The organism is Kitasatospora sp. NPDC088742 (assembly GCF_055584905.1).
This window is the reverse complement of sequence record NZ_JBVJLD010000038.1, coordinates 22,280-40,399: the sequence shown is the minus strand read 5'-3', so window position 1 is coordinate 40,399 and position 18,120 is coordinate 22,280. Positions and strand designations below refer to the sequence as shown.

Annotated in this window: 19 protein-coding genes and 1 pseudogene; 7 read left to right on the top strand and 13 right to left on the bottom strand. The window is 72.3% G+C overall.

Annotated features, from left to right (window positions below; all coding sequences use genetic code 11):
- Positions 1-41: 41 nt before the first annotated feature.
- From mmsB to xylB, 6 genes are all read right to left on the bottom strand, one after another.
- Positions 42-1,259, bottom strand: coding sequence for a multiple monosaccharide ABC transporter permease (gene mmsB, locus ACZ6ZR_RS26415; protein WP_465646307.1), 1,218 nt, complete (start codon positions 1,257-1,259; stop codon positions 42-44).
- 4 nt (positions 1,260-1,263) lie between these two features.
- Positions 1,264-2,805: a multiple monosaccharide ABC transporter ATP-binding protein gene (gene mmsA / locus ACZ6ZR_RS26410; protein ID WP_465646305.1), complete on the bottom strand. Its 1,542-nt coding sequence runs from the start codon at positions 2,803-2,805 to the stop codon at positions 1,264-1,266.
- A gap of 87 nt (positions 2,806-2,892) precedes the next feature.
- Positions 2,893-3,993 carry a multiple monosaccharide ABC transporter substrate-binding protein gene (gene chvE, locus ACZ6ZR_RS26405; protein WP_465646303.1) on the bottom strand — a complete coding sequence of 367 codons (1,101 nt, stop codon included), beginning with the start codon at positions 3,991-3,993 and terminating at the stop codon, positions 2,893-2,895.
- A 181-nt stretch (positions 3,994-4,174) separates the two neighbouring features.
- Positions 4,175-5,197: a LacI family DNA-binding transcriptional regulator gene (locus tag ACZ6ZR_RS26400; protein WP_465646301.1), complete on the bottom strand. Its 1,023-nt coding sequence runs from the start codon at positions 5,195-5,197 to the stop codon at positions 4,175-4,177.
- Positions 5,198-5,261: 64 nt separating this feature from the next.
- The gene (locus ACZ6ZR_RS26395) at positions 5,262-6,476 is read right to left on the bottom strand and encodes an ROK family transcriptional regulator (RefSeq protein WP_465646381.1); all 1,215 of its coding nucleotides are present in this window, start codon (positions 6,474-6,476) and stop codon (positions 5,262-5,264) included.
- Positions 6,477-6,670: 194 nt separating this feature from the next.
- The gene (gene xylB / locus ACZ6ZR_RS26390) at positions 6,671-8,098 is read right to left on the bottom strand and encodes a xylulokinase (RefSeq protein WP_465646299.1); all 1,428 of its coding nucleotides are present in this window, start codon (positions 8,096-8,098) and stop codon (positions 6,671-6,673) included.
- 96 nt (positions 8,099-8,194) lie between these two features.
- On the opposite strand from xylB, the gene xylA reads away from it, so the two are divergent.
- A complete protein-coding gene (gene xylA / locus ACZ6ZR_RS26385; protein WP_465646297.1) occupies positions 8,195-9,367 on the top strand; it encodes a xylose isomerase in 1,173 nt (390 codons plus the stop codon).
- A gap of 310 nt (positions 9,368-9,677) precedes the next feature.
- On the opposite strand, the gene cyaB is transcribed toward xylA, so the two are convergent.
- Both cyaB and ACZ6ZR_RS26375 read right to left on the bottom strand, forming a co-directional pair.
- Positions 9,678-10,235, bottom strand: a complete 558-nt coding sequence (cyaB, locus tag ACZ6ZR_RS26380; RefSeq protein WP_465646295.1) for a class IV adenylate cyclase — start codon at positions 10,233-10,235, stop codon at positions 9,678-9,680.
- A gap of 11 nt (positions 10,236-10,246) precedes the next feature.
- The gene (locus ACZ6ZR_RS26375; protein ID WP_465646293.1) at positions 10,247-11,080 is read right to left on the bottom strand and encodes a helix-turn-helix domain-containing protein; all 834 of its coding nucleotides are present in this window, start codon (positions 11,078-11,080) and stop codon (positions 10,247-10,249) included.
- Between the two features lie 64 nt (positions 11,081-11,144).
- On the opposite strand from ACZ6ZR_RS26375, the gene ACZ6ZR_RS26370 reads away from it, so the two are divergent.
- The gene (locus tag ACZ6ZR_RS26370; RefSeq protein WP_465646379.1) at positions 11,145-11,402 is read left to right on the top strand and encodes a DUF7848 domain-containing protein; all 258 of its coding nucleotides are present in this window, start codon (positions 11,145-11,147) and stop codon (positions 11,400-11,402) included.
- A gap of 109 nt (positions 11,403-11,511) precedes the next feature.
- Here ACZ6ZR_RS26370 and ACZ6ZR_RS26365 read toward each other — a convergent pair whose 3' ends face one another.
- Positions 11,512-11,886, bottom strand: coding sequence for a peptidase inhibitor family I36 protein (locus ACZ6ZR_RS26365; RefSeq protein ID WP_465646291.1), 375 nt, complete (start codon positions 11,884-11,886; stop codon positions 11,512-11,514).
- A 181-nt stretch (positions 11,887-12,067) separates the two neighbouring features.
- On the opposite strand from ACZ6ZR_RS26365, the gene ACZ6ZR_RS26360 reads away from it, so the two are divergent.
- Together ACZ6ZR_RS26360 and ACZ6ZR_RS26355 are read left to right on the top strand one after the other, a co-directional pair.
- Positions 12,068-12,667 carry a hypothetical protein gene (locus ACZ6ZR_RS26360; RefSeq protein WP_465646289.1) on the top strand — a complete coding sequence of 200 codons (600 nt, stop codon included), beginning with the start codon at positions 12,068-12,070 and terminating at the stop codon, positions 12,665-12,667.
- A gap of 93 nt (positions 12,668-12,760) precedes the next feature.
- Positions 12,761-13,174 (top strand): VOC family protein, encoded by a 414-nt coding sequence (locus tag ACZ6ZR_RS26355; RefSeq protein ID WP_465646287.1) that lies wholly within the window; start codon positions 12,761-12,763, stop codon positions 13,172-13,174.
- Between the two features lie 134 nt (positions 13,175-13,308).
- Here the strand turns inward: ACZ6ZR_RS26355 and ACZ6ZR_RS26350 are convergent, their stop codons facing one another.
- From ACZ6ZR_RS26350 to ACZ6ZR_RS26340, 3 genes are all read right to left on the bottom strand, one after another.
- The gene (locus ACZ6ZR_RS26350; protein WP_465646285.1) at positions 13,309-13,704 is read right to left on the bottom strand and encodes a hypothetical protein; all 396 of its coding nucleotides are present in this window, start codon (positions 13,702-13,704) and stop codon (positions 13,309-13,311) included.
- A 169-nt stretch (positions 13,705-13,873) separates the two neighbouring features.
- On the bottom strand, positions 13,874-14,536 hold the full coding sequence (locus ACZ6ZR_RS26345) for a response regulator (protein WP_465646283.1): 663 nt from the start codon (positions 14,534-14,536) through the stop codon (positions 13,874-13,876).
- Positions 14,533-15,672, bottom strand: a complete 1,140-nt coding sequence (locus ACZ6ZR_RS26340) for a sensor histidine kinase (RefSeq protein WP_465646281.1) — start codon at positions 15,670-15,672, stop codon at positions 14,533-14,535. Before ACZ6ZR_RS26340 ends, ACZ6ZR_RS26345 begins: the two co-directional genes overlap by 4 nt.
- Positions 15,673-15,834: 162 nt before the next feature.
- Between ACZ6ZR_RS26340 and ACZ6ZR_RS26335 the strand changes: the two genes are divergently transcribed.
- Positions 15,835-16,293: a DUF6326 family protein gene (locus ACZ6ZR_RS26335; protein WP_465646279.1), complete on the top strand. Its 459-nt coding sequence runs from the start codon at positions 15,835-15,837 to the stop codon at positions 16,291-16,293.
- Here the strand turns inward: ACZ6ZR_RS26335 and ACZ6ZR_RS26330 are convergent.
- Positions 16,266-16,952: a glycosyl hydrolase family 95 catalytic domain-containing protein gene (locus tag ACZ6ZR_RS26330; RefSeq protein ID WP_465646277.1), complete on the bottom strand. Its 687-nt coding sequence runs from the start codon at positions 16,950-16,952 to the stop codon at positions 16,266-16,268. The two genes, ACZ6ZR_RS26335 and ACZ6ZR_RS26330, sit on opposite strands and share 28 nt — an antisense overlap.
- Here ACZ6ZR_RS26330 and ACZ6ZR_RS26325 point away from each other — a divergent pair.
- Positions 16,857-17,585 (top strand): annotated as a pseudogene (locus ACZ6ZR_RS26325) (DUF8034 domain-containing protein); the annotation flags it as partial. The gene ACZ6ZR_RS26330 and the pseudogene ACZ6ZR_RS26325 sit on opposite strands and share 96 nt — an antisense overlap.
- A gap of 175 nt (positions 17,586-17,760) precedes the next feature.
- Positions 17,761-18,099, top strand: coding sequence for an L-rhamnose mutarotase (locus ACZ6ZR_RS26320; protein WP_465646275.1), 339 nt, complete (start codon positions 17,761-17,763; stop codon positions 18,097-18,099).
- The last annotated feature ends 21 nt before the right edge of the window (positions 18,100-18,120 follow it).

Below are 18,120 nucleotides of genomic sequence, written 5' to 3'. Positions count from 1 at the left end.
CCCTCCGAGGGGAGCCGGGCAGTTCCGTCGGGGGCAGGCCGCTAGGAACCGGCCTTGCGCTTGTTGTAGACGTCGAAGCCGACGGCGGCCAGCAGCACCAGGCCCTTGATCACCTGCTGGTAGTCGGTGCCGACGCCGACCAGCGACATGCCGTTGTTGAGCACGCCGAGCACCAGACCGCCGATGATCGCGCCGAGCACGGTGCCGACACCGCCGCTGGCCGAGGCGCCGCCGATGAAGGCCGCCGCGATCGCCTCCAGCTCGAAGTTGATGCCGGCCTGCGGGGTGCCCGCGTTGAGCCGGGCGGCGAAGACCAGGCCGGCCAGTGCGGCCAGCACGCCCATGTTGACGAAGGCCAGGAAGACCACCCGCTTGCTCTTCACACCGGAGAGCTTGGCCGCCGCCTCGTTGCCGCCGATCGCGTAGGTGTGGCGGCCCAGGATCGAGTTGCGCATCAGGTAGCCGAAGCTGACCAGCAGCGCGCCGAGGATCAGCAGCACGATCGGCACACCGTGGTAGCTGGCCAGCAGCATGGTGAAGGCCAGCACCGCCACCGCGATCGCCGCCAGCTTGGCCGCGAACAGCCCGGCCGGCAGCAGCTCCAGCCCGTACGAGGCGGCCTGACGGCGGCCCCGGATCTCCTGGAAGACCGCCACGGCCAGCACGGCCGCGCCGACCAGCAGGGTCAGGTTGTGGTAGTTGGTCTGCGGGCCGACCTCCGGCAGGAAGCCGCTGCTGATCTTCTGGAAACCGGCCGGGAACGGTGCCACCGACTGGCCCTGCAGGATGATCTGGGTGCCACCGCGGAACAGCAGCATGCCGGCCAGCGTCACGATGAACGACGGGATGCCGATGTAGGCGATCCAGAAGCCCTGCCACGCGCCGGCCAGCGCGCCGATCAGCAGCGCGGCGACCATGGCCACCGGCCACGGCACCTGGTGCTTGACCATCATCACGGCCGAGGCCGCGCCGACGAAGGCGGCCAGCGAGCCGACCGACAGGTCGATGTGCCCGGCGATGATGACGATCATCATGCCGATGGCCAGGATGAGGATGTAGCCGTTCTGCTGGATCAGGTTGGTGATGTTCAGCGGCTGGAGCAGGATGCCGTCGGTCCAGATCTGGAACAGCAGCACGATCAGCGCCAGCGCACCCAGCATGCCGTACTGGCGGACGTTGCCGCGCAGCACCCTGGTCAACAGCCCGACCGATTCCGGCCGTTCGGCCTTCAGGGGGGTCTCGGTGGTTATCTGGGCCATTGCCTTACACCTGCTCGTGTCGTCGGTCCGCGGTCTGGGTCATCAGCCGCATCAGGGATTCCTGGGTCGCCTCGGCCCGGCTCACCTCACCGGTGATCCGGCCCTCGGCCATGGTGTAGATCCGGTCACACAGACCGAGCAGCTCGGGGAGTTCGGAGGAGATCACCAGCACGGCCCGTCCCTGGGCGGCCAGGTCGGCGATCACCGTGTAGATCTCCGCCTTGGCACCGATGTCGATGCCACGGGTCGGCTCGTCGAGGATCAGCACCTCGGGCTCGGTGAAGATCCACTTGCTCAGCACGACCTTCTGCTGGTTGCCGCCGCTGAGCTTGCCGGTCTGCGCGAAGACCGAGGGCGCCTTGATGTTCATCGCGGAGCGGAACCGCTCGGCGACCTTGGTCTCCTCGTGCTGGTTCACCCAGCCGCGCCGGGCCACCTTGCCGAGCGCGCTCAGCGAGATGTTCCGGCTGATGTCGTCCATCAGGTTGAGCCCGAGCTGCTTGCGGTCCTCGGTGACGTAGGCGAGGCCGTGGCCGATCGCCTCCGGCACCGTCCGGGTGCGGATCTCCTTGCCGTCCAGCAGCACCCGGCCGTCGGTGTGGCGGCCGTAGGAGCGGCCGAAGACGCTCATCGCCAGCTCGGTGCGGCCGGCGCCCATCAGGCCCGCGATGCCGACGATCTCGCCGCGCCGGACGTTCAGCGAGGCCCCGTCCACCACCTTGCGCTGGTGGTCGATCGGGTGACGGACCGTCCAGTCCTCGATCGCCAGCGCGACCTCGCCGATTTCCGGCGTGCGCTCGGGGTAGCGGTGCTCCAGGTCGCGCCCGACCATGCCGCGGATGATCCGGTCCTCGGTGATGCCCTCGACCGGGATGGTCTCGATGGTCCGGCCGTCCCGAAGGATGGTCACCGAGTCGGCCACCCGGGCGATCTCGTTGAGCTTGTGCGAGATGATGATGCAGGCGATGCCCTGGGCCTTGAGCTCCAGGATCAGGTCCAGCAGCTGGTGGCTGTCCTCGTCGTTCAGCGCGGCGGTCGGCTCGTCCAGGATCAGCAGCTTGACCTCCTTGGCCAGCGCCTTGGCGATCTCGACCAGCTGCTGCTTGCCCACCCCGATGTCGGCGATCCGGGTCTGCGGGTGGTCCGGCAGCCCGACCCGGCGGAGCAGCTCGGTGGCGTGGGTCAGGGTACGGTGCCAGTCGATCCGGCCGCGGCGGGCGTGCTCGTTGCCGAGGAAGATGTTCTCGGCGATCGACAGGTAGGGCACCAGGGCGAGCTCCTGATGGATGATCACGATGCCGCGCTTCTCGCTGGCCCGGATGTCCTTGAACTCGCAGGGCTCGCCCTCGAAGAGGATGTCGCCCTGGTAGGAGCCGTGCGGGTAGACACCGCTGAGCACCTTCATCAGGGTCGACTTCCCGGCGCCGTTCTCGCCGCAGATCGCGTGCACCTCGCCCGGCGCCACGCTCAGGTTGACGTCGGAGAGCGCGAGGACGCCGGGGAAGGTCTTGGTGATCGAACGCATCTCCAGGATGGGTCCGGCCATGGTGGTGGTTCCGTTCGCCGAGGGCGGCCCCGGGCCCGTTGGGGTGGGCCCGGAACCACCGGTCTTGGTGGGGCGGCTACTTGAGGCCTACTTGACCTGGTCGGCGGTGTACTGGCCGCCGTCGATCAGCACCTTCTGGTAGTTGTCCTTGTCCACGCTCACCGGCTGCAGCAGGTACGCGGGCACGGTCTTGGCGCCGTTGTCGTACTGGCTGGTGTCGTTGACCTCCGGCTTGCCGCCGTTCAGCACCGCGTCGCCCATCTGCACGGCCACCTTGGCGAGCTCGCGGGTGTCCTTGTAGACGGTCTGGGTCTGTTGCCCGGCGATGATCGACTTCACCGAGGCCAGCTCGGCGTCCTGGCCGGTGACCACCGGCAGGGCCTTGCCGCCGGTGCCGTACCCGACGCCCTTGAGCGAGGAGATGATGCCGATCGAGATGCCGTCGTACGGCGAGAGCACCGCGTCCACCTGGGTGCCGGTGTAGGCCTTGCTGAGCAGGTTGTCCATCCGGGACTGGGCCACTCCGCCGTCCCAGCGCAGGGTGGCGACCTGGTTGAAGGCGGTCTGGCCGCTCTGCACCACGAGCTTCTTGTCGTCCAGGTACGGCTTCAGCACGCTCATCGCGCCGTTGAAGAAGAAGGTGGCGTTGTTGTCGTCCGGGGAGCCGGCGAACAGCTCGACGTTGAACGGGCCCTTGCCGTCCTTCAGGCCGAGCTTGTCGACGATGTAGCTGCCCTGGAGCACGCCGACCTTGAAGTTGTCGAAGGTGGCGTAGTAGTCGACGTTCTTGGTGCCGCGGATCAGGCGGTCGTAGGAGATGACCGGGATCTTGGCGTCGGCGGCCTTCTGCAGCACGTTGGTCAGCGAGGAGCCGTCGATGGCGGCGACCACCAGGAGCTTGGCGCCCTTGGTGATCATGTTCTCCAGCTGCGACACCTGGTTCTCCACCACGTTGTCGCCGTACTGGAGGTCGGTCTTGTAGCCCTTGGCCTGGAACTCCTTGGCGATGTTGTTGCCGTCGTTGATCCAGCGCTCCGAGGACTTGGTCGGCATGGCGATGCCGACCAGGCCGCCCTTGGCGTCGCCGGCCTTGGCCGGGCCGTCGCCGACGCCGTTGGCGCTCTGGCCGCAGGCTGCCAGAGAGAGGGAGAGGCCCGCCGCCGCGAGTCCGATCGAGAGCTTCCGCACAGTTCCTCCAGGGGTGGTCCGCGCCGCGGTGTGGGCGGGGCGGTACCTGAGTGTTAACGCTCACAGAGGGGTCGTCAAGGGATCTCAGGTCACCGTTCCGTCTCGTCGGAACGCGCTTGACGTGGCGATTGTTAGCGCTAACAATTCCCGCGTGGAACCCACCCGCCCGGCGGCAGCACGCTCAGTACGGGGCCGGTCCGGTGCTCTCGCCGATCACCAGCTCCGGCGCCGTCAGCACCAGTTCGTCCTGCGGCACGGTGCCGGCCTCGTGCGCGGTGATGCGGGCCATCAGCTGCTGGACGGCGATCCGGCCGAGGTCGCTGCCCGGGCCGGTGACGTGGGTGAGGCGCGGCGTGTGCTGGTTGGCGAGGGAGGTGGGGCAGATGGCGAGGACGGAGGCGTCCTCGGGGACGGTGCGTCCGCTCGCGCGCAGCAGGTTGAGCAGCGGGCCGACGGCGGCCTCGTTCTGGACCACGAAGCCGGTGGTGTCCGGGCGTTCGGTGAGGATGCGGGCGAGCGTCCCGGCGGTCGACTCGTAGGAGCCGTCGCAGGGGCGGTGCAGGTGGTGCAGCCCGCGCTGGGCCGCCTGGTGGCTGAAGCCCTGGAGGGTGCGCTGCGCGTACGCGGCGTGGCGTTGGTAGACGGCGGTCGAGTAGCCGATGAAGGCGGCCCGGCGGTGGCCGAGGTCGGCGAGGTGGTTGGCGGCCAGCGCGCCCGCCGTGGTGAAGTCGTGGTCGGTGCAGGAGAGTCCGGCGGGATCGTCGGGCAGGCCGATCAGGGCAGCTGGGAGGTCCTGGCCGCGCAGCAGGGGGACACGTTCGTCGTGCAGGCGGACGTCCATCAGGATCACGCCGTCGGCGAGGCCGGTGGCGGCGACCCTGTGCAGGCCCCCGGGGCCTTCGTCGCTGGTGAGCAGCAGGGTGTCGTAGCCGTGCTCGCGGGCGGCGACGGTGACGGCGATGGCGATCTCCGTCATGGTCGGGACGTGGACCTCGATAGTGAGGGGCACGACGAGGGCGATGATGTGCGAACGCTTGCCGGCCAGTGCCCGGGCCCCGGCGTTGGGGTGGTAGCCGAGCTCGCTGACGGCCTGGTGGATGCGCTCGCGGGTCTCCTCGGAGATGGGGCGCTTGCCGCTGAGGGCGTAGCTGACCGTGCTGGCCGAGACCCCGGCGTGCCGGGCCACGTCGGCGAGAGTCACCATCGCGCTGCTTCCTTCGGTTCGGGTTCTGCGGGTTCTGCGGGGGCCGGGAGGGAGGGCGGCGCGGTCAGCGGAGGGCCAGCCTGGTCGGGTCGGCCAGCAGCTGACGCACCGTCGACAGCGCCGCGCCGAGCACCGGGCCGCGGCGGCCCAGGGCGGACGGGTGCAGTGACCGCGGGTCCCACGGGCGGACGGTGACCCGGGCGGACAGCTCGGCGCGGACCGCCGGGAGCAGCCACTCGGCCAGTTCGGCGTAGGCGCCGCCCAGCACCAGCCGGTCCGGGTCGAGCAGTTGGACGGCCGAGGCGAGGGCCAGGCCCAGCGCCTGCCCGGCCCGCTCCAGCGCGCGCAGGACGGCGGCGTCGCCGGCGGCCGCGCGCTCGGCCAGCAGGGCCACCGGATCGAGCAGCGCCGCCGGGTCGAGGTGCGCCGCGGGGTCGAGGTGTGCCGCCGGATCGCCGCCGTCGGCCGGTCCGGCCAGCCCGGCCTCGCGGAGCACCGCAGCCTTGCCCGCGTACTGCTCCAGGCAGCCCCGCGCCCCGCAGGCGCAGGGGGCGCCCTCCGGGTGGACGGGCAGGTGGCCGAGCTCGCCCGCGAAGCCATGGGTGCCGCGGAACAGTTCGCCGCCGACCACCAGGGCGGCGCCGATGCCGGAGCCGGCCGAGACGTAGACGAAGGTGCCGCCGGGGTCGTCCGAGTGCCACTGTTCGGCCAGCGCGCCGAGGTTGGCCTCGTTCTCCGGGGCGGGCGCGCTGCCCGGGCCGGGCCAGAGCTCACCGGGGCTGACGGTGTGCCAGCCGAGGTTGGGCGCGTTCTCGACCAGCCCGGCGCCGCCGCCCGGGACCACGCCGGGGACGGCGAGCACCCGGCCCTCGATCCGCAGCCCGAGCCCCTCGGCCTCGGCCTGGGCCTCGGCGGCCAGTTCGGCCGCCTCGGCCAGCACCTGCGCGGCCGGGCGGCCGGCGTTGGCCCGCTCCACCCGGCGCCAGACCCGGGCCTGGCCGCGCAGGTCCGCCACGCAGGCGGAGAGGTGGGTGACGCCGACCTCCAGGCCGAGCCCGGCCGGCCCCTGGTCGCTGAGCGCCAGGGCCCGGCCCGGCCGGCCGACCCGGCCCTGGCGCTGGGCCTCGGTCTCGGTCAGCGCGCCGCGGGCGATCAGCTCGTCCGCCAGTGAGGAGACGGCCGCCCTGGTCAGTCCGGTGTGCCCGGCGACGTCCGCCCGCGAGGGCGCGTCGAGGGCGGCGACGGCGCCGAGCACCACCGCGAGGTTCTGCCGGCGCATCCCCTGTTGCGAGGCGGGGGCGTTCTCCTGGCCCCCGCCCGCCGTGCCGATCCCCGTCACGTGCCGTCTCTCCGCTCGGTCTCCGCGCGGGGCGTCCTGGAGCGCCCCGGCTCGATGCAGGGTATCCGTGATCAGTGCGAGCGTGGACTCCTCGCGGGGATCGGGTTCGGGTACCGGGTGGTGCGGGTTTCCGTTCAGGGGGCGGGCGGGGCCACCTGGAGAGCCTGGGCCCGGTGCAGGGTGTCCGTGATCAGCCCGAGTGTGGACCCGTCCCGGGGGACGGCCTCCAGCACCGGCCCCTCGGCGGTGCGCCAGCGCCGGGCGACCGCGTCGGCGGGCTCGCCGGTGAGCAGCGCGGCGGCCTGCGCGGCGGCGCCCAGGGCGACCAACTCCTCGGCCACCGGCACCTGTACCGGGCGGCCGGAGAGCCGGAGCACGGTCCGCTGCCAGGCCCGGCCGCGGGCGCCGCCGCCGATCAGCAGCAGCGGGCGGTCGTCGTCCGCGCTCTCGCCGCCGGCGCGCAGCACGTCCGCCAGCGCGGTCAGCAGGGCGTGCGCGGCGCCGTCGTAGGCGGCCTGGAGCAGCTGGCCCGGGGTGGTGTCGTGGCGCAGCCCGTGCACCAGGCCGGAGGCGGCGGGGAGGTCGGGGGTGCGCTCGCCGTCCAGGTAGGGGAGGACCACGGCGGTGCCGCCGGCCTCCACCTGCTCGCGGTCGCGGCCGAGCAGGGTGGCGAACCGGTCCACCGCCAGCGTGCAGTTGAGCGTGCAGGCCAGCGGCAGCCAGCCGTCCAGCGCGTCGGCGAAGCCGGCCACCGTCCCGGTCGGGTCGGCGGGCCGGGAGCGGCCGACGGCGTAGACGGTGCCGGAGGTGCCGAGGCTGAGCACCGGCTGACCGGGCGTCAGGCCGAGGCCGAGGGCGGCGGCCATGTTGTCCCCGGTGCCGGTGGCGACCGGGGTGCCGGCGCGCAGCGGCGAGCCGGGGCGGGCGGTGCCGGCCCGCGACCCGGCGGGGAGGACCGGCGGCAGCAGGGCCGGGTCGAGGCCGATCCGGGCCAGCAGCGCGTGGTCGTACCCGTCCGGGCCCCACCAGCCGGTGCCCGAGGCGTCGCCGCGGTCGGTGGCCGCCTCGCCGGTCAGACGCTCCGTCAGGAAGTCGTGCGGGAGCCGGACCGCGGCCGTCCGGGCGGCGGCCCGCGGCTCGTTGGCCCAGAGCCAGGCCCACTTGGCGGCGGTGAAGGCGGCGGTCGGCACGCTGCCGGTACGGGCGGCCAGCTCCGAGGCCCCGAACTGCTCGCGCAGGGCGGCGGCCTGGGGGGCGGAGCGGACGTCGTTCCACAGCAGGGCCGGGCGCACCGGCCGGGCGTCCGCGTCCAGGGTGACCAGGCCGTGCTGCTGGCCGGCCACCGAGCAGGCGGCCGCGCGGTCGGCCCGGCCGGTGCCGGCCACGGCCGTCTCCAGGGCCTTCCACCACCGCTCGGGGTCGCTCTCCCGGCCGGGGCCGGTGCTCACGGTGTGCGGGGCGCGGCCGCTGCCCAGCACCTCGCCGGTCTCCACGTCGACGGCGAGCGCCTTGGTGGACTGGGTGGAGCTGTCGATGCCGATGACGACCTGCCGAACGGCCATGCGTTTCCTCCCGCGGGGGTTTCCTTCGGACGGCTCCGCATACTAGTTTGTTTTTCGCCCTGACAAACAGCCCCCGTACCGATCCGGAGCCGCTCGATGACCACCGACCCGCTCGTCCCCACCCCCGCGCACCGCTTCACCTTCGGCCTGTGGACCGTCGGCTGGCAGGGGCGCGACCCGTTCGGCGACGCCACCCGGCCCGCGCTCGACCCGGTCGAGACGGTGCAGCGGCTGGCCGCCCTCGGCGCCCACGGCGTGACCTTCCACGACGACGACCTGATCCCGTTCGGCGCCGGCGAGACCGAGCGGGAGCAGACCGTCAAGCGCTTCCGCTCGGCGCTGGACGCCGCCGGGATGAAGGTCCCGATGGCCACCACCAACCTCTTCACCCACCCGGTCTTCAAGGACGGCGCGTTCACCTCGAACGACCGCGACGTGCGCCGCTACGCGCTGCGCAAGACCATCCGCAACATCGACCTGGCGGCCGAGCTCGGCGCCACCACGTACGTCGCGTGGGGCGGCCGGGAGGGTGCCGAGTCGGGCGCGGCCAAGGACGTGCGGGTGGCGCTGGACCGGCTGAAGGAGGCCTTCGACCTGCTCGGCGAGTACGTCGAGGTGCAGGGCTACGACATCCGGTTCGCCATCGAGCCCAAGCCGAACGAGCCGCGCGGCGACATCCTGCTGCCGACGGTCGGTCACGCCCTGGCGTTCATCAACGAGTTGGAGCGCCCGGACCGGGTCGGCGTCAACCCGGAGGTCGGCCACGAGCAGATGGCCGGGCTGAACTTCCCGCACGGCATCGCCCAGGCGCTCTGGCACGGCAAGCTCTTCCACATCGACCTCAACGGCCAGTCCGGCATCAAGTACGACCAGGACTTCCGCTTCGGCGCCGGTGACCTGCGCCAGGCCTTCTGGCTGGTCGACCTGCTGGAGAACGCCGGCTACGACGGCCCGAAGCACTTCGACTTCAAGCCGCCGCGCACCGAGGACTTCGACGGCGTCTGGGCCTCGGCCGCCGCCTGCATGCGCAACTACCTGCTGCTGGCCGAGCGTTCCCGCGCCTTCCGGGCCGACCCCGAGGTCCAGGCCGCGCTGGCCGCCTCCCGGCTGCCCGAGCTGGCGCAGCCCACCGCGGCCGACGGCCTGGCCGGGCTGCTGGGCGACCGCTCGGCCTTCGAGGAGTTCGACGTGGACGCGGCCGCCGACCGCGGCATGGCCTTCGAGCAGCTCGACCAGCTCGCCCTGGAGCACCTGCTCGGCGCCCGCTGAGCTCTTCCGGCCCCGTGCCCCCGCCCCGTTCGCGGGGCGGGGGCGCTCTGTGTCCCTGACGGGCCGTCGCACAAAGGCCGGGTGGCTGCGGTGCACGCACCATGAGGGCGGGAAGGTGGGTTCGTGCCGGTCGCCGATGAGGCGGCTCCGCAACATCCTCGGCACCCGCGTCGCCCCCGGTCGGTGGCAGCCGGGCGACGAGCAGCGCGTCCGAGCCGGTCAACCGCCAGACGTAGCGGCTTCCCCAGTGGCCGGCCGACAGTCCGCGGGGCGCGGCTCCTGAGGTGTCCGGCAGGGCTGACGGGGGAGTTCAGCGGGCCGCGGCCACGGCGTCGGTGTACAGCTCCGTGGTGAGGTCGGCCTCGCCGATCCCGAGCTCGGCCAGCACCGCGCGCACCGTGCCGAGTGCCTCGGCCACGTCATCCTCGGCGGCCGCCGTCTCGACCTCGATGAACGTGCCGTCGATCTCCGGGACCTGCACCAGAGTGGCTAGCAGGTCCCGACTTCCGTGGTGGAAGCTGTAGTTGCGGCACCGCTTCTCGAACGCGATCACCGGCACGTAGCCGAGCCCGCGTACGATCGCGTGCGCGGCCTCCGCGTCCTCGACCCGGGTCTCGTGCTCGGGCTTCGAACCGGACGCCTCGTCCACCCGGGCGCCCTTGTAGGTCAGCACCGTGCGGGAGTCGTCGCCGCTGTGCACCGTCCTGATTCGCAGCTCGCGGTCGCCCTGGTCGAGCGCGCCGGCCGGGTCGTCGTAGTAGGTGTCCTGGTAGACCTCGACGCGGCCCGGGCCGTACGCCTCCTCCAGCCGGGCCAGGACCGACTCGGGGTCCAGCACCCGGGCCTTCAGCTCGGCTTCGATCGCCACGTGCTCTCCTCTCAGATGACGCGCTCGGCGTCCTCGACCATCGCATCAAACTGCCTGCGGTACCCGCTGTACAAGGGGCCCGCCGGGGTCGCCAGGATCTTGTAGGTGGCGGACTGGTGTCCTTCCCGCTCCGGGGTGAACGCCGAGACGTACAGGGCTGTGTCGAGCCTGATGGCCCGCCAGACGGGCAGCGTCCGGTACCGGTAGACCTCGACCCGGCCCAGCTCGGCCAGTTCGCGCAGCCGGGCCTCGGCCAGCCTGATGCCGCCGGCGAGGGACTCCGCGGACTCCCCGATCTCAGCGGCCCGCCGGTTGAGCGCGGCCGAGTCCGGGTCGAGCAACAGGACCCGGAGGCGGGGCGGCTCGTCGCCGTCGCGGTCGAGGTGGGGGCGGAGCAGGGAGTCACGGAGGCCGAGCAGGCCGAGGCCGCGCACGGCGAGGACGTCCAGCTCGTGCGCGGCGCGGGCGGTCCGCTGGATCTCGGTGGCTGCGGCGGCCTGGTCGGCGTAGACCCGGACGATCTCCGGGAACGCGGCGAGGTCGAAGGCGACGCCGCCGCTTCGGCGTTCGCGTTGCGGGGCGAGGCCGAGCAGGCGCCGGGCGTCGTCCGGCATGGTGAGGCCGTCGGCGATCCGTTCGTAGACGTCGAGGCGGGACACCTCCCGCCGGCCGTTCATGATCTCGTTGACGCGTCCTTGGGTCATCCCGCAGGCAACCGCGATCCGGGCCTGGCTGATCCCACTGTGGTGCTGGACGTACCGGAAGAGGTCGCCGACCGCCCGGGCTCGCAGTGCGGTGCGAAGGTCGGCGTTCTGCCAGGCCAGGTCAGGCAGGGTGACGGGCATGATCGCGGTGGTCCTCGCTCGCGTCGCTCCCCGATGTATCTCACCGTGAGATTACCGTCCGGGTATCGACCCTGACGCCCCGTCGACCGACCACGTCTTCGTGTGTACCAGCGAGGCGGAGGACGGCACGCTGTGCGGCGCCCAGTCGCCGGTCACCGTGGCGTTCCCGGCCACCCGGGCCTGGGCGATCGAGCACCTCGAGGTGCATCCGGACCACCGGTCGTTCCGGCATGTCCGCGCGACGCCGTGGAGCGTGGTGCCGGACACCGAGCCGTGGTCGGACCCGGGCGACCTCGCGCACACCACCTGTACACCGCCGTGAGAGGAGAACCCAGCCAGGCGAGCGTTTCGAGCGGGCCACCGGGGTTGGGGACGTCAAGGGCCGTTCCCCTCTGGACAGTTGGGGAACGGCCCTGGTGGCCGGGTGGGTGTCAGCACTCCCCGCGCCACACCACCCCGGTGATGATCACGCCGGGGGAGACGCTGCCCTTGTAGTTGCCGGGGCCCGGGTTGTAGTGGACGCAGAAGCTGCTGTCCAGGCCCTGCCAGTTGTAGTGCAGGTCGACGTGGTCGGCGCCGGGGGAGACGTAGCCGTTGTTGAAGTAGGACTGGTACCAGGCCGAGCCGGACCAGTTGCCCGCGGTCCGGACGACCTGACGGCCCGTCTGGTCCGGTCCCTCCCAGGCGCAGAAGTAGCCCTTCGGGCAGTCGGCCGGGCTGGGTTCGGCGGAGGCGGTGGGTGCGGAGACGAAGACGGTCGCGAGGGCGGCGGAGGAGGCGAGGGCGGCAACGGCGCGGCGGAGCATGGCAGTTCCTTCCGGGGGCGGTGGTGCTACTGGTGCTCTTGATGCTGGCATGACAGGGGGTGCGGGTGCAATGCGTCCACTGAAGGCCGCCTGGCTTTGGAGATGCACTCGACGGCATCCGCTGGTGTCCGGGCACCGGGAAGTCCTAGATTCTCCTCAGCACCCTTGCCGGGGAGGTCTCTTGTCCCACCGCATCACCGCCACCACCGCTGTCGGCCTGCTGGCGGTCCTGACCGCCTGCGCACCCGGGACGGCCACCCCTACCTCCGCACGGGCGACCGGAACACACGCGAGCGCCCCCAGGACCGGCGAGCTGCCCGACTTCGTCGGCTCGGGACTGCAGTCCGCCCAGGACGGGGCGCAGGCCGCCGGATTCCACAGCCTGCACTCCCACGACGCCCTCGGCCGCTCCCGGGGCCAGGTCGACGACCGGAACTGGAAGGTGTGCACCCAGGCCCCGGCCGCCGGGCGGCAACCGGTCGACTCCAAGGTGGACTTCGGGACGGTGAAGCTCGACGAGCAGTGTCCGGCCGCCGACCAGGGTGCCGCCACGCCCAAGGCGGGCGGCACGATGCCGGACTTCAAGGGCAGGGCCGTCTCCGCGGTCAAGGACGCACTGCCCTGGTCGACCAGCTATACGCTGACGGACGTGCGGCAGAGCCGCGTGGTCCTGGTCGACTCCAACTGGCAGGTCTGCGCGCAGGAGCCGGTGGCCGGCACCGCGTTCCACGGACAGCCGGTGACGCTCCGGGTCGTCAAGTTCGGCGAGGCCTGCCCCTGATCCCACCCGAAGGTCCCCGAGAGCAGGCCGCGTACTCGACCGGAGAGTCCGATCGGCCGGAAGCGGAGCCGGATCCGGGCTAGAAAGGTCGGTATGGAACTCACCCAGATTCGCCTGCTGGTGTCCGACTTCCCCGCCGTCTACCGCTTCTACCGGGACGTGCTCGGGCTCCGGCCGCAGTTCGAGGCCGAGAGCGGTCCGTACGCCAAGCTGAGCCCCGACACCGGGCACGCCGCGATCGCGCTGCAGGACCGGGCGCAACTGGCCGACGTGCTGGCTCGGTTGGGGGTGGAGCCGGACGGACACCGGGCGCTGGTGGTGCTGCGGGTGGACGACCTGGACACCACACACGCCGAACTCACCTCGCGCGGAGCGGAGTTCCTCCGGAATCCGGGCCCGATGGGTGACCGAATCCGGGTCGCCTACCTGGAGGACCCGGAGGGGAATCTGATCGAGCTTCAGGAGTGGCTGGCGCTGCGCGAGCAGGCGGGCAACGCTTCGGCATAGGGGTGCGACGGTCCGCTGGCCGACGGTCTGTCCGGCCGGACCACCCGAGTGCGCCCACGGGCCACGGAGCACGTCGGAGGAATCGGGCGGTCGCCGCGCGGACGCAGTTCCTCGTTCATGAGGAGCAGCGGCCGCTACGCGCCGGGCCGCCGGGTGCGCTTCCGGGTCGAGGGCTGGTTCTTGACGGCGTTGCAGGCGAGCAGTTCGGTGTCGGCGGCGTCGAAGTAGAGGGTGAAGAACCAGGACCGGTCGGGCGCTTCGAGGAGGCCGGTTCGGAAGTCTACGTCGCGGTGTCGGGAGAGGATCTCGACCGACGAGTCGAGGCCGACGGTGACCAGGCCCGCCTTGCGTGCCCAGCCGAGCCGGGTGGCGGCGATGCCGCGCACCATCCAGTCGGGCGCGGCACCGTCGGACAGCCGCAGCTTGCCGCCGGCCAGGAGCGCCTCGCGGGCCGGGGCGCAGGCGGCGGTCTGGTCGGTGAGCATGGCGGCGAGCTCGGGCCGGGGCGGATGCTCGTTCTGGCTGGTCATGCCGGGACCGTAGCCGCCGACCGGTGGGTGGGTTCCACCGGATTCGGCCGATGGGGCTTTCCGGGGGCGGGGCAACCTGCCGCAGCCCCAGGCAAGTTGAGCGGGACTGGCTGACGCCGATGGCTGAGGCCCACCCGGCGTCAAGGGCGAGGCGGGAGGAGCGGTCCGCCTACGGCCACTCGGCTCGCGCGCGTCCGGTGTCGTGGGCCCAGATCGCGATCTCGACGCGGTTGCGGGCGCCGAGCTTGGTCATCAAGGAGGCGACGTGGGTCTTCACGGTGCTCAGGCTGATGAAGAGCTGGGTGGCGACCTCGGCGTTGGTCCGGCCCCGTGCCACCAGTGCGAGCACCTGCTCCTCGCGCTCGGTGATCGGGTCCACCGGCTGGACCGGAATGGCCGCTGCCTGGTCGGCGAAGGTCGCCAGCAGGCGGCGGGTGACGTTGGGGGCGATCAGTGCGTCCCCGTTGGCCGCCGCGTGGACGGCCTGCACGAGGAGGGCCGGGCCGGCGTCCTTGAGCAGGAAGCCGCGGGCGCCGGCGCGCAGGGCGCCGAGGACGTACTCGTCGAGGTCGAAGGTGGTGATCACGACGACCGCCATCGGGTCCGGAACGTCCGGCCCGGCCAGACGCCGCGTCACTTCGACGCCGTCGAGGCCGGGCATCCGGATGTCGACGAGGAGGACGTCGGGACGCAGCCGGGTCGCCAGGTCGAGTGCGGTGAGCCCGTCCGCCGCCTCGCCCACGACCTCCAGGCCGGGCTGCGCGTCGAGGATCATCACCAGCCCGGTCCGGACCAGGTCCTGGTCGTCGGCCACGACGACACGGATGCTCATGCCGGCGCCTCCGCCGGCAGCACGGCCTCGACCACCCAGCCCCCCTCGGGACACGGCCCTGCGGTGAGCGATCCGCCGAGCAGCCGGGCGCGTTCGGCCATGCCCAGCAGGCCGAACCCGGGCTCCGGGGCCGGACCCGGAGACCTCTGGCCGTCGTCGCTGACCCGCAGCCAGACGGCGTCGCCCTCCTGGCGTACGTCGATCGCGACGCGGGTCACGCTCCGGGCGTGCCGTACGGCGTTGGTCAGGGACTCCTGCGCGAGCCGGTAGAGCGCGGTGTCCACCGGGCGTGCCAGCTGGGCGAAGGAACCGTCCACGGAGACCTCGACGGTGGGCGCCGTGTCGCCGCGCGCCAGAGCGGGCAGGTCCGCGACACCCGGCTGCGGTGCGTAGGGGACGGCTTCCTCCTCACGCAGCACCCGCACCATGGACCTCATCTCCGCGAGGGTCCGCGACGCCTCGGACTCGATCGCGGCCAGGATCTCGGCGGCCTTCCCGGGCTGCAGGTCGGCGACCACGCCACCGGCCTGGGCCTGCACGGCGATGGCCGAGACGTGGTGGGCCACGGTGTCGTGCAGCTCTCGTGCCAGCGCCATCCGCTCCTGGTTGCGGATCTCACGCTGTTGGCGGTGCCAGAGGTCCGCGCGGTAGCGGAGAGCCGCCGCGAGGGCGACGACCAGGATCAGGAGGACGCTTCCGCCGAAGACGTCGGCCCGGCCCGCGGAGGACGCGTACATCCCCAGCGCGACGACGACCGCCACGAATGCCGTCCCCATGACGATCTCCCGTCCCGATCCCCACCGCACCAGTGAGTGGAGCAGGATCAGGATGGCCGTCATGGAGTGGAGGCCGAGGTCTCCGGCGTGCGTGGTCAGCCGGAGGACCGAGAGCAGCCCGGCGACCCCCCACCCGACCAGGGCGGCCGTCAGCGGACGGCCCCGCCGCCAGAGCAGGGCCGGCGCCAGGGCCAGTGCGAGCACCACCACTAGAGGGCGCCAGGCCAGGCCCGGCCGGAGGATGCCCTCGACCAGGACGGCGGCCGTGAACACGCCCACCAGCAGCCGGTCGGGACGGCCGACGGGTGGGGCGTCGGCGGGCCGCGGCTCGTACCAGACGGAGCGCCGGAAGGTGACCACGGCTCCAGCGTAGGGATCTTCGTGCCCCGGCGGATCGGCCGGAAGTACGAGGGAGGGACCGTTCCAACGGCCAGGTGGAACGCGGCCCCCGGGCCGAGGCGCCCGCCGCCCGGCCCGGCGATCGTGGAGCCACCGATCCGCACCACGACCACGGAGCCCGCGATGACGACGCGTCAACCCACCACCACCGCACCGGAGGACCAGCAGGTCCCGGTACGGGCCAAGCTCGCCGCAGCGTGGACGAGCTTCATGTTCCTGTACGCCTACGTGGACATCCTCAACTTCTTCACGCCCGGCGTCGTCCAGGACGTCCTCGACGGCAAGGTGTTCACGTTCGGCCTCTCGCAGACCTTCTCCACCACGGCGCTGACCCTGGTGGCCGTCCCGAGTCTCATGGTGATGCTGTCGATGACGCTGCCCGCCAGGGCGAACCGCATCGCGAACCTCGCCGTGGCCTCGCTCTACGTCCCCGTCACGGCGTTCAACGTGGTCGGCGCGGACTGGCTGTACTTCTACGGCCTCGGCGTCCTCCTGGAGCTGGTCCTGCTCGCCCTCATCCTGCGGTACGCCTGGACCTCGACCCCGGCCCGGGCTCAGTCCCCGGCGAAGGAGAGGTTGTAGGAACGCCCCGCACGCAGGTCCACGCGGAGGCGTCCGGTGCCCTCGGGCAGCCAGAGGTCCACGGTCCGGTCCGCGGCCGACCGGATTTCGGCGGTCAGCAGCACGCCCTGACGCCAGGTCAGGCCGACGGTGAGCCCGCCGCGGCCGCGCAGGCCGTGCACCTCGCCGTCCGGCCAGCCCGGGGGGAGGGTGGGGAGCAGGCGCAGGACGCCGTTGTGGCTCTGCACCAGCATCTCGGCGACGGCGGCGGTGATGCCGAAGTTGCCGTCGATCTGGAAGAGCTGCGGCGGGTGCAGGTCGAACAGGTTGGGCGCGACGGAGGTGGCCAGCAGCCGCTCGGTGGCGTGGCCGGCCAGCGGGCCGTCGCCGAGGCGGGCGGCCAGCGCGGCCACCCAGGCGAGGCTCCAGCCGGTGCCGCCACCGCCGTGCTCCAGGCGGCGGTCCAGGGCGCGGCGGGCCGGGTCGAGCAGGGTGTCGTCGGCCAGCGGGTCGACCGCGCTGCCCGGGTAGACGCCGTACAGGTGGGAGAGGTGGCGGTGGCCGGGGTCCTCGTCGGGCAGGATGACCGGGCCCGGCTGGAGCGGGTGCGCGAGACCGAGGGCGACGGCATCGACTGGCGCACCCTGCGCCCCTTCCGCTCCAAGGAGGAGTCGGCGCACGAGAAGGCCTGGTTCGCCTTCCTGGCCGGTGACGACCCCGGCTACCCCGAGCGCATCCTCGCCACCGCCCAGGCCCAGGTCCGCCACCGGCTGCGCCGGATCGACCGCTACCGCGACCTGGACGTGCCCGAGGCCGACATCCACGTCTGGCAGCAGTGCAACCCGGTGGCCACCGAGGCGCTGGTCCAACTCACCTGGGGCGGACCGCAGGTGCTCTACAACGGCGGTCTCCAGCAGGCCCGGCTGCGCTACCACGACGCCGAGGCCCGCCGGGCCGGCCTGCCGCCGGAGGTGGCCGCACTGGTCACCTCGATCGAGCCCGGGGCGACCACCGTCGAGCTGGTGAACCTGGCCCCCGAGACCGACCGCACGGTGATCGTCCAGGCGGGCGCCTTCGCCGAGCACGCCATCACCTCGGTCCGGTACACGACCTGCAGGGACGAGGGCTGGATCGGCGACATGTACGACTACGGGCACACCGAGCCCGTGGTCACCGAGGCGGAACTGGACTGCGACAGCAGCTTTCTGACGGTCCGGCTGCCCGCATCCACCCGGATCCGGCTGACCCTCGGGCTCCGGCTGCGCGCACGCACCCCCAGCTACCGCACCCCGTTCGACGCGGCTAGCAGGTGATCCCATGTCTGAGGAAGAGATCGGACCTCCACTCGGCACCGACTGTCGCCAACAGCGCTATGTTGCTGGAACTTTGTAAGTTGTCACGCCAAGCCCTGGACTCGACGGGGCGGGGCAGCTGAGAATACATCCCATGTATCCGCGTGATGCGGCTGATCCGCCCGAAGGAACCACCATGAAGCGCATGGCCCAGACCATCCGGCTCCGGCCCGAGTACCGGGAGCGGTACCTAGAACTGCACTCCGCCGTCTGGCCCGGGGTCGAGGCCGCGCTGCTGCGGGCGAACATCCGCAACTACAGCATCTTCCTGCACGGCGAGGTGCTGTTCGCCTACCTCGAGTACCACGGCGAGGACTTCGAGGCGGACATGGCCTCGATCGAGGCCGACCCGGTCACCCAGGAGTGGTGGACCCACACCGACCCCTGCCAGGAGCCCTGGCCGGACCGGGGCGACTCCCGCCAGTGGACCGAACTCCCCGAGGTCTGGCACCTGAGCGAGCCCACCACCGACTGACCAGCGCCCCAGCCGACTTGG

What these genes read in the sequence shown, in the direction of transcription:
- xylB (WP_465646299.1), bottom strand. Translation starts at nt 8,098, where the DNA reads ATGGCCGTTCGGCAGGTCGTCATCGGCATCGACAGCTCCACCCAGTCC.
- ACZ6ZR_RS26395 (WP_465646381.1), bottom strand. Translation starts at nt 6,476, where the DNA reads ATGCGCCGGCAGAACCTCGCGGTGGTGCTCGGCGCCGTCGCCGCCCTC.
- mmsA (WP_465646305.1), bottom strand. Translation starts at nt 2,805, where the DNA reads ATGGCCGGACCCATCCTGGAGATGCGTTCGATCACCAAGACCTTCCCC.
- ACZ6ZR_RS26375 (WP_465646293.1), bottom strand. Translation starts at nt 11,080, where the DNA reads ATGCCCGTCACCCTGCCTGACCTGGCCTGGCAGAACGCCGACCTTCGC.
- ACZ6ZR_RS26320 (WP_465646275.1), top strand. Translation starts at nt 17,761, where the DNA reads ATGAAGCGCATGGCCCAGACCATCCGGCTCCGGCCCGAGTACCGGGAG.
- xylA (WP_465646297.1), top strand. Translation starts at nt 8,195, where the DNA reads ATGACCACCGACCCGCTCGTCCCCACCCCCGCGCACCGCTTCACCTTC.
- ACZ6ZR_RS26350 (WP_465646285.1), bottom strand. Translation starts at nt 13,704, where the DNA reads ATGACCAGCCAGAACGAGCATCCGCCCCGGCCCGAGCTCGCCGCCATG.
- ACZ6ZR_RS26345 (WP_465646283.1), bottom strand. Translation starts at nt 14,536, where the DNA reads ATGAGCATCCGTGTCGTCGTGGCCGACGACCAGGACCTGGTCCGGACC.
- ACZ6ZR_RS26335 (WP_465646279.1), top strand. Translation starts at nt 15,835, where the DNA reads ATGACGACGCGTCAACCCACCACCACCGCACCGGAGGACCAGCAGGTC.
- ACZ6ZR_RS26365 (WP_465646291.1), bottom strand. Translation starts at nt 11,886, where the DNA reads ATGCTCCGCCGCGCCGTTGCCGCCCTCGCCTCCTCCGCCGCCCTCGCG.
- mmsB (WP_465646307.1), bottom strand. Translation starts at nt 1,259, where the DNA reads ATGGCCCAGATAACCACCGAGACCCCCCTGAAGGCCGAACGGCCGGAA.
- ACZ6ZR_RS26400 (WP_465646301.1), bottom strand. Translation starts at nt 5,197, where the DNA reads ATGGTGACTCTCGCCGACGTGGCCCGGCACGCCGGGGTCTCGGCCAGC.
- ACZ6ZR_RS26355 (WP_465646287.1), top strand. Translation starts at nt 12,761, where the DNA reads ATGGAACTCACCCAGATTCGCCTGCTGGTGTCCGACTTCCCCGCCGTC.